The sequence below is a fragment of the Oribacterium sp. genome (assembly GCF_057249185.1).
Genome location: NZ_DBHIGR010000120.1, coordinates 1 through 6,964 on the forward strand (window position 1 = coordinate 1; position 6,964 = coordinate 6,964).

Annotated in this window: 6 protein-coding genes; all 6 read left to right on the plus strand. The window is 45.9% G+C overall.

What is annotated here, in order from left to right; all coding sequences use genetic code 11:
- Positions 1-163 precede the first annotated feature (163 nt).
- Entirely contained in the window at positions 164-415 is a 252-nt protein-coding gene (locus tag ACO4PX_RS07320) for a TM1266 family iron-only hydrogenase system putative regulator (protein WP_007157078.1), read from the plus strand.
- A complete protein-coding gene (gene hydE, locus ACO4PX_RS07325; protein ID WP_485564585.1) occupies positions 402-1,469 on the plus strand; it encodes a [FeFe] hydrogenase H-cluster radical SAM maturase HydE in 1,068 nt (355 codons plus the stop codon). The genes ACO4PX_RS07320 and hydE overlap by 14 nt, the downstream gene beginning before the upstream one ends.
- Positions 1,470-1,579: 110 nt before the next feature.
- The gene (gene hydG / locus ACO4PX_RS07330) at positions 1,580-3,034 is read left to right on the plus strand and encodes a [FeFe] hydrogenase H-cluster radical SAM maturase HydG (RefSeq protein WP_485572135.1); all 1,455 of its coding nucleotides are present in this window, start codon (positions 1,580-1,582) and stop codon (positions 3,032-3,034) included.
- 193 nt (positions 3,035-3,227) lie between these two features.
- Positions 3,228-4,538 (plus strand): GTP-binding protein, encoded by a 1,311-nt coding sequence (locus tag ACO4PX_RS07335; protein ID WP_485572136.1) that lies wholly within the window; start codon positions 3,228-3,230, stop codon positions 4,536-4,538.
- A gap of 32 nt (positions 4,539-4,570) precedes the next feature.
- Entirely contained in the window at positions 4,571-5,794 is a 1,224-nt protein-coding gene (locus ACO4PX_RS07340; RefSeq protein ID WP_485572137.1) for a metallophosphoesterase family protein, read from the plus strand.
- The coding region (locus tag ACO4PX_RS07345) for an ATP-binding protein (RefSeq protein ID WP_485572138.1) at positions 5,791-6,964 on the plus strand (1,174 nt) is incomplete at its 3' end. The genes ACO4PX_RS07340 and ACO4PX_RS07345, both read left to right, overlap by 4 nt.

Here is a 6,964-nt window from a genome sequence, read left to right on the forward strand (position 1 = left end):
TTGCAGGAGCTTGCAGAGGAATTCGCTGTACCGGCAGAGGAACTTTTGGGGCATTTTTTGGAGTTTAGAATTGAAGCGTAATTTTGGAAACTCCCCTATAGCCTCTCCCCTGGCATTATGATAAAATAATCAGACAGAACTATATCTAAAAGGAGGTTCAATTATGGAACAGGAAAGCAGAATTGCGGTCATGGCGATTATTGTGGAGAATCGCGAGTCCGTGGATACGCTGAATCATCTTCTTCATGAATATGGGGACTATATCGTAGGGAGAATGGGATTACCCTATGAGAAGAAGGGAGTAAACATTGTATCCATCGCTCTGGATGCCCCCAACGACACGATTTCCGCTTTGGCGGGAAAGATTGGGAACATCCCGGAAATCAGTGTAAAAACTGCCTATGCCAGCAAGTAAAGTAGCAGATTTACTTCGTCAGCTGCAAAAAAACCATCATTTGTCTTTGGAAGAATATGAGCTGATTCTTTCGAATAGGACGAAAGAGGATGAGGAGCTGGCGAAGAACCTGGCGAAGGACTGTACCGAAGAGTATTACGGCAATGGGGTGTATACCAGAGGATTAATCGAGTTCACCAACTATTGCAAGAACGGCTGTCACTACTGCGGGATTCAGAGGGAAAATCAAGAGGTGGAGCGCTATCGCCTGACGAAGGAGGAAATCTTGGACTGTTGCCGGGAAGGGCATCAACTGGGCTTTCGCACCTTTGTTTTACAGGGAGGGGAAGATCCTTACTTTACGGATGAGCGAATCGTAGAGATTGTAAAGGCAATCAAAGAAGAATTTCCGGATTGCGCCGTCACCCTTTCCATTGGGGAAAAATCCAAAGAATCCTATGAAAAATATTTTCAGGCAGGAGCAGACCGCTATCTTCTTCGGCATGAAACAGCGGATGAAGCCCATTATCAGAAGCTCCACCCCAAGGAATTATCCTTTCAAAACAGGATGCGTTGTCTTCAGGACCTAAAGGACATCGGCTTTCAGGTGGGCTGCGGTTTCATGGTAGGTTCTCCTGGGCAGAGCAGTAAAAGTTTGGCGAAGGACCTGTACTTTATACAGGAATTCAAGCCGGATATGTGCGGGATTGGCCCATTCATTCCCCAGCACAGCACCATTTTCGCAAAGGAAAAGCAGGGCAGTTTGGAGGACACCCTTTTTCTCCTTTCCATGCTTCGTTTGATTCAACCGAATCTCTTGATTCCCGCTACCACAGCTCTGGGAACCATCGATAAACGAGGAAGAGAACTGGGAATTTTAGCAGGGGCAAATGTTCTGATGCCCAATCTGTCTCCCACGGCAGTGCGAAAAAAATATCTTCTCTATGACAACAAAATCTGTACCGGAGATGAGGCGGCTCAGTGTCGTGCCTGCTTAAGTCGAAGGATGGAGTCTGTGGGCGCCAAGCTTCTGGTGGATAGAGGAGATGCAAAGAAAGCAAAAGTAGAAGCATAAGAAAAATCAAATAGTCTATTAATCAGGTGAAAGCATTTATGCCTTCCAATCTGAACGGAACGTAAACACATTTTCCTAAAGAGGAATTCGAACCGGAAGAAGGGAGTATTATGAGTACAATCTATAATCTAAAATCAACTAAAGCAGAAGAATTTATTTCCCATGAAGAAATCCTGGAAACTTTGGCGTTTGCCGATGAGCATAAGAATGACCGGGCTTATATAGAGTCAATCCTGGAAAAGGCAAAGCCGGTATATGATGAGAAGGGCAGAGTCCATTGCGATGGTTTGAGCCATCGGGAGGCCTCGGTTTTATTGGCTTGCGAATTACCGGATTTAAACGAGAAAATGTTTAAATTGGCGGAGGAGATTAAGCTGGCCTTTTATGGGAATCGTATCGTGCTTTTTGCACCCTTATACCTTTCCAATTACTGCGTAAACGGTTGTGTGTACTGCCCTTATCATGCGAAGAATAAGGACATTGCCAGAAGAAAACTTAGCCAGGAGGAGATTCGTAAAGAGGTAATTGCCCTTCAGGATATGGGGCACAAGCGTCTGGCTTTAGAGGCGGGAGAGGATCCTGTTAATAACCCCATTGAGTATATTTTGGAGAGTATTAAAACCATTTACAGTATCCATCATAAAAATGGAGATATCCGCCGTGTCAATGTAAACATTGCGGCAACCACCGTAGAAAATTATCGTAAGCTTAAGGAAGCCGGTATCGGTACCTATATCCTGTTCCAGGAAACCTATCATAAGGAAAGCTATGAACAGCTCCACCCAACCGGACCGAAGCATGACTATCGTTATCATACGGAAGCCATGGATAGAGCCATGGAGGGCGGTATCGATGACGTAGGCATCGGCGTACTCTTCGGTTTGGACAAGTATCGCTATGAGTTTGCAGGACTTCTGATGCATGCGGAGCATTTGGAAGCAGTACACGGTGTAGGACCCCACACCATTTCCGTGCCCAGACTGAAGAGAGCCTCAGATATAGATCCCAGCCAGTTTGACAATGGTATTGATGATGAGATTTTTGAGAAAATCATTGCCTGCATTCGGATTGCCGTGCCCTATACCGGTATGATTATCTCCACCAGAGAGTCCGAAGCGGTTAGAGGAAGAGCTTTATCCATCGGTATTTCTCAGATTTCCGGAGCATCCAGAACCTCTGTAGGAGGCTATTCCGAGGAGGAGCGTCCCCATGATACGGAGCAGTTTGATGTTTCCGACCAGAGAAGCCTGGATGAGGTGGTAAAATGGTTGATGGATCTTGGGTATCTGCCTTCCTTCTGTACCGCCTGCTATCGGGAAGGAAGAACCGGAGATCGCTTTATGGCGCTGTGCAAATCCGGACAGATTCAAAACTGTTGCCATCCCAATGCGCTTATGACCTTGGCGGAGTTCCTCACCGACTATGCCAGTGAGGGTACCAAGAAGTGCGGAGAAGACTTAATCGAGAAAGAGCTTCTTACCATCCCCAATGAAAAACGAAGGAACATTGCCAAGGATCACATCAGTAATATTTACGAGTCCAATAAGAGAGACTTTTATTTCTAAAGAAATTACAGGCTATAGATAATTTAGGAGTAGCTTCGGCAATAAAGGTCTGAATGCAGGGAAGTCTGAACGTGCCCCAACTTCAGACCTTTATTGATTAGAAAATTTTTTTGATTTTTTACAGTCTGTACGTAGAGGAAGTTCCTTCAGCGCGTAGGGCTATAGCCAAGACTTTTTATAACAGGAGAAAAAGATGAGTCTACAGGACACCCCTCAGGGGGAGCGGATTCATATCGCATTTTTCGGGAGGAGAAATGCGGGAAAATCCAGTTTTTTTAATGCCATTGCAGGACAGAAATTGTCCCTTACTTCGGAGACTTTAGGTACTACTACCGATCCGGTGCGGAAATCCATGGAGATTCTTCCTCTGGGGCCGGTGCTCCTGATTGACACCCCGGGATTTGATGATGAGGGGGAGCTGGGAAGCAAGAGGGTGGAAAGAACCAAAGAGGTGCTTCGGGAAACGGATATTGCTCTCTTATTTCTTCCTGCCAAGGACTTTCTGCTAGCAAGGAAAGATGGGCAGGGTGAAGGCCCTCTCTTGTCAGAGATTGAGGGGCAGGAGGGAGAGCTTTTCTTGCCGGAGAAAGAGGCCTCCTACCTTAGACTTTTTCAGGAAAATAAAATTCCTGCATTCCTCTTATTAAGCCAGGCGGATAAACTTTCTTCCGAAGAAAGAGGGTGGATAGAGGAATGGATAGAGGACCGGATTTCCCGGAAAAAGGATCTGCCCTTTCAGGGAATATTTTTAGTATCTTCCGAAACCAAGGAGGGGGTAGAAGCAGTAAAGAATGCCTTTGCACCCTTAGCAAGCTTACAGGAAGAGAACAAACGTCTCTTTCACGGTCTGGTGGAGCCGGGAGATTTTGTGGTATTGGTGACGCCTATTGATGAATCCGCTCCGAAAGGAAGACTGATTTTACCGCAACAAATGGCGATTCGAGACATTTTAGATTATAATGGAATTCCCCTGGTCTGCCAGGTGGAGGAGCTTCCGAAGATTCTGGAAAATTTGGGAGATAAAATCAAGCTGGTAGTTACGGACTCTCAGGCATTTTCCAAGGTGAATCAAATTCTTCCGAAGACTATGCCATTGACCTCCTTTTCCATTCTGATGGCAAGATACAAGGGATTTCTAAGCTATGCCCTGGAGGGTTGTGACATTCTTTCTACTTTGAAGGATGGAGACCGGGTTTACATTGCAGAGGGCTGTAGCCATCATCGGCAGTGCGGAGATATCGGAACGGTAAAGCTTCCACGGATGCTGGAAAAATATACCGGAAAGAAGTTTCAGTTCGTGTACTCGGAGGGAAAGGGATTTTTGCCGGAGGAGGAACAGAAGCGGGTGAAGATAATGATTCACTGCGGCGCCTGTATGCTTAGTGAAAAAGAAGTGGAGAGTCGTTATCAGGATTTTCTTCGAAAGAAGATTCCCATTTGTAATTACGGACTGGCTATGGCAAAGATGACAGGCATTTTGGAGCGCTCCATTGAGATGTTATAATAGTAAGAAATCAAGAAAGAAGGAATTCCCCTATGGTTAAACTCATTCATACCGCAGATTTGCATTTGGACAGTGCATTTCGCTCCCGCTTTACCAAGGAAGAGGCGGAAAATAGGAGACAAAAGCAGCTTATGGCTTGGAAGGAGCTGCTGTCCTTTGCTGTGGAGAAAAAGGTACAGGGAATCTTGATTGCCGGCGACCTTTTTGACAGTCCGGTGGTTTCTCATGGAACCATGGACTTCTTTTTATCCACTATTTCGGAGCATCCGGAGATTTCTTTCTTCTATTTAAGAGGAAACCATGACACGGAAAATACCTTCCGCTATCAGGAAAATCTGCCGAAAAATCTCTTTCTTTTTTCGGATAAAGGGAAGAAATACCGTTTAAACGACAGATTACTTTTGGCAGGAGTGGAATACGGCACCAAGGATATTTCCTTTGGAGAAAATGAAGGGGCTACACAGGGAACCGGACAAGCTGTTGAGCAAGGCGTAGGACAGGAAACCTTACGTGGAGCGGAAGCGCCAAGCAAAAATGAAACTGAGTCGGAGGAAGAATCCAAGTTTCTAAAGCTGAAAGAAGAGGACTGCAATATCCTCCTGCTTCATGGTGCCCTGTATCAGGGAACACCCAAGGGGGATAGCTTGCAGGGGGAGGAAGGCATTTTCCTTAAAAACTTGGAAAAGCTTCCCTTGTCCTATATTGCCCTGGGGCACATCCATAAGGGGGGCGAAGGGAAGTTAAATAATGGGATCCTTTGGGCTTACCCCGGTTGCCTGCAAGGAAGAGGCTTTGATGAGGAAGGGGAAAGGGGATTTCTGTATCTTAAGGTCGAAGAAGAGAAGAAGGAAATTCACAAGGAATTTATTCCCATTAAGCAAGGGGAGTTCCGGATTTTGGAGACTGAGCTTTTGGAAGATGAGGGCACTTTAGCCTGCCTGAAAAAGATAGAAGCGGAAATGGAGAAGGCCGGCATTTCCAAAGAGGACAGCCTTCGCATTATTTTAAAAGGAAAAAAGGGCTTGGAGCAGGAGAGAAATCTTCGTTACCTGCAATTACAGCTTCAGGACAGCGTATTTTTCCTGGAAATACAGGATGAGAGCGAGCTTAGCTGGAATCGGGAAGAAGCCATGAAGGAGAAGAGCCTGAAGGGGGAGTTTCTGCGGGTGCTGGCCGCTGCGGATAATCTTTCCAAGGAAGAACAGGAAGAAATCATTGCCTTAGGAATGGGGCTTTTGCAGGGAGGAGAACTATGATTATAGAAGCATGCCACATTGCCCAATTCGGAAAATGGAAGGATGCGGATTTTTCCTTTTCTCCCGGAAAGAACAGCTTCCTCTGGGACAACGGCTATGGAAAAACCAGCTTTATTTATTTTTTTAAGCTGATGTTCTATGGGGTTTCCGGCGATAGAAAACAGGACTTGGAGGAAAATGAGCGTAAGCATTATATGCCCTTTCAGGGAGCATCCTTTGGTGGCCGGATTATTTTCCGTATCGGAGAGAAGCGCTATCGTCTGGAAAGAAGCTTCGGCTTAAAGAAGTCTGAGGACAGCTTCCGACTTTTTGATGAGGACAGCGGGAAGGAGTCCAAGGATTATTCCGAAAATATCGGAGAAGAACTTTTTTCTTTGGATGCAGAGTCTTTTCAAAGAGTTTGTATGATTAGTCACGAGGATCTTCATTTTTCCATGAACTCCCGTATGCATGCCAAGCTTGGCAATGTGGCGGAGGATCAGGAGGATATGAAGAAGTTCCAGCAGGTGCAGACGATTCTTAAGGATGGTATCAATGCCCTGTCTCCTAACCGTCGCACCGGAAACATTTTCAAATTAAAGATGCAGGAGGAGGAATTGTCCTCCGGTCTTTACGGCAAGGAGGCTTTGGAAAATGCAGTTCTTTCTATAGAGAAGGAAGTGCTTGCTCTTACAGAAAAGGAAGACAAGCGGAAGGAAGAGGGAAAGGCTCTGGAGGAGGAGCTTAGCCAAAGGATTTCGGAAAAGGATTCTTTGGGGAAGTGGATGTCCTATGCCCAGAAGAAGGAAGAACGGGAAAAGGCGGAGTATCGTTATGAAAATGCTTTAAAGTGGTACTATCAGGAGCGTTTTTCCGAGATTCCGGAGGAGAAGAAAGCACTCCTTTGGAAGGAGGAAATGCAGTCCCTTCAGGAACAGATTCGTTCTATAAAAAAGGAAATCGAAAAAGTATCGGAAGTCGGTGTAGAAAAAATCGGCGGGGAGAATGTTGGTGCAGAGGCCGGAATCGAAAGGGAGCTGTCCGGCACTTCTCCGGCAGTGCTTTTCGCTTTGGCAGGACTGGGACTGCTCTTTGTTCTTCTTTTCTTCGGAAAGCTTTTCGGTATGCCCTTGGGACTTCCATCAGCCCTATTCCTGTTGCTGGGAATTCTTTCCTTAAGTCTTTGCTTCT

Bases quoted from the DNA above. Each gene is read 5' to 3' on its own strand.
- ACO4PX_RS07340 (WP_485572137.1), top strand. From the start codon at position 4,571: ATGGTTAAACTCATTCATACCGCAGATTTGCATTTGGACAGTGCATTT.
- hydE (WP_485564585.1), top strand. From the start codon at position 402: ATGCCAGCAAGTAAAGTAGCAGATTTACTTCGTCAGCTGCAAAAAAAC.
- ACO4PX_RS07335 (WP_485572136.1), top strand. From the start codon at position 3,228: ATGAGTCTACAGGACACCCCTCAGGGGGAGCGGATTCATATCGCATTT.
- hydG (WP_485572135.1), top strand. From the start codon at position 1,580: ATGAGTACAATCTATAATCTAAAATCAACTAAAGCAGAAGAATTTATT.
- ACO4PX_RS07320 (WP_007157078.1), top strand. From the start codon at position 164: ATGGAACAGGAAAGCAGAATTGCGGTCATGGCGATTATTGTGGAGAAT.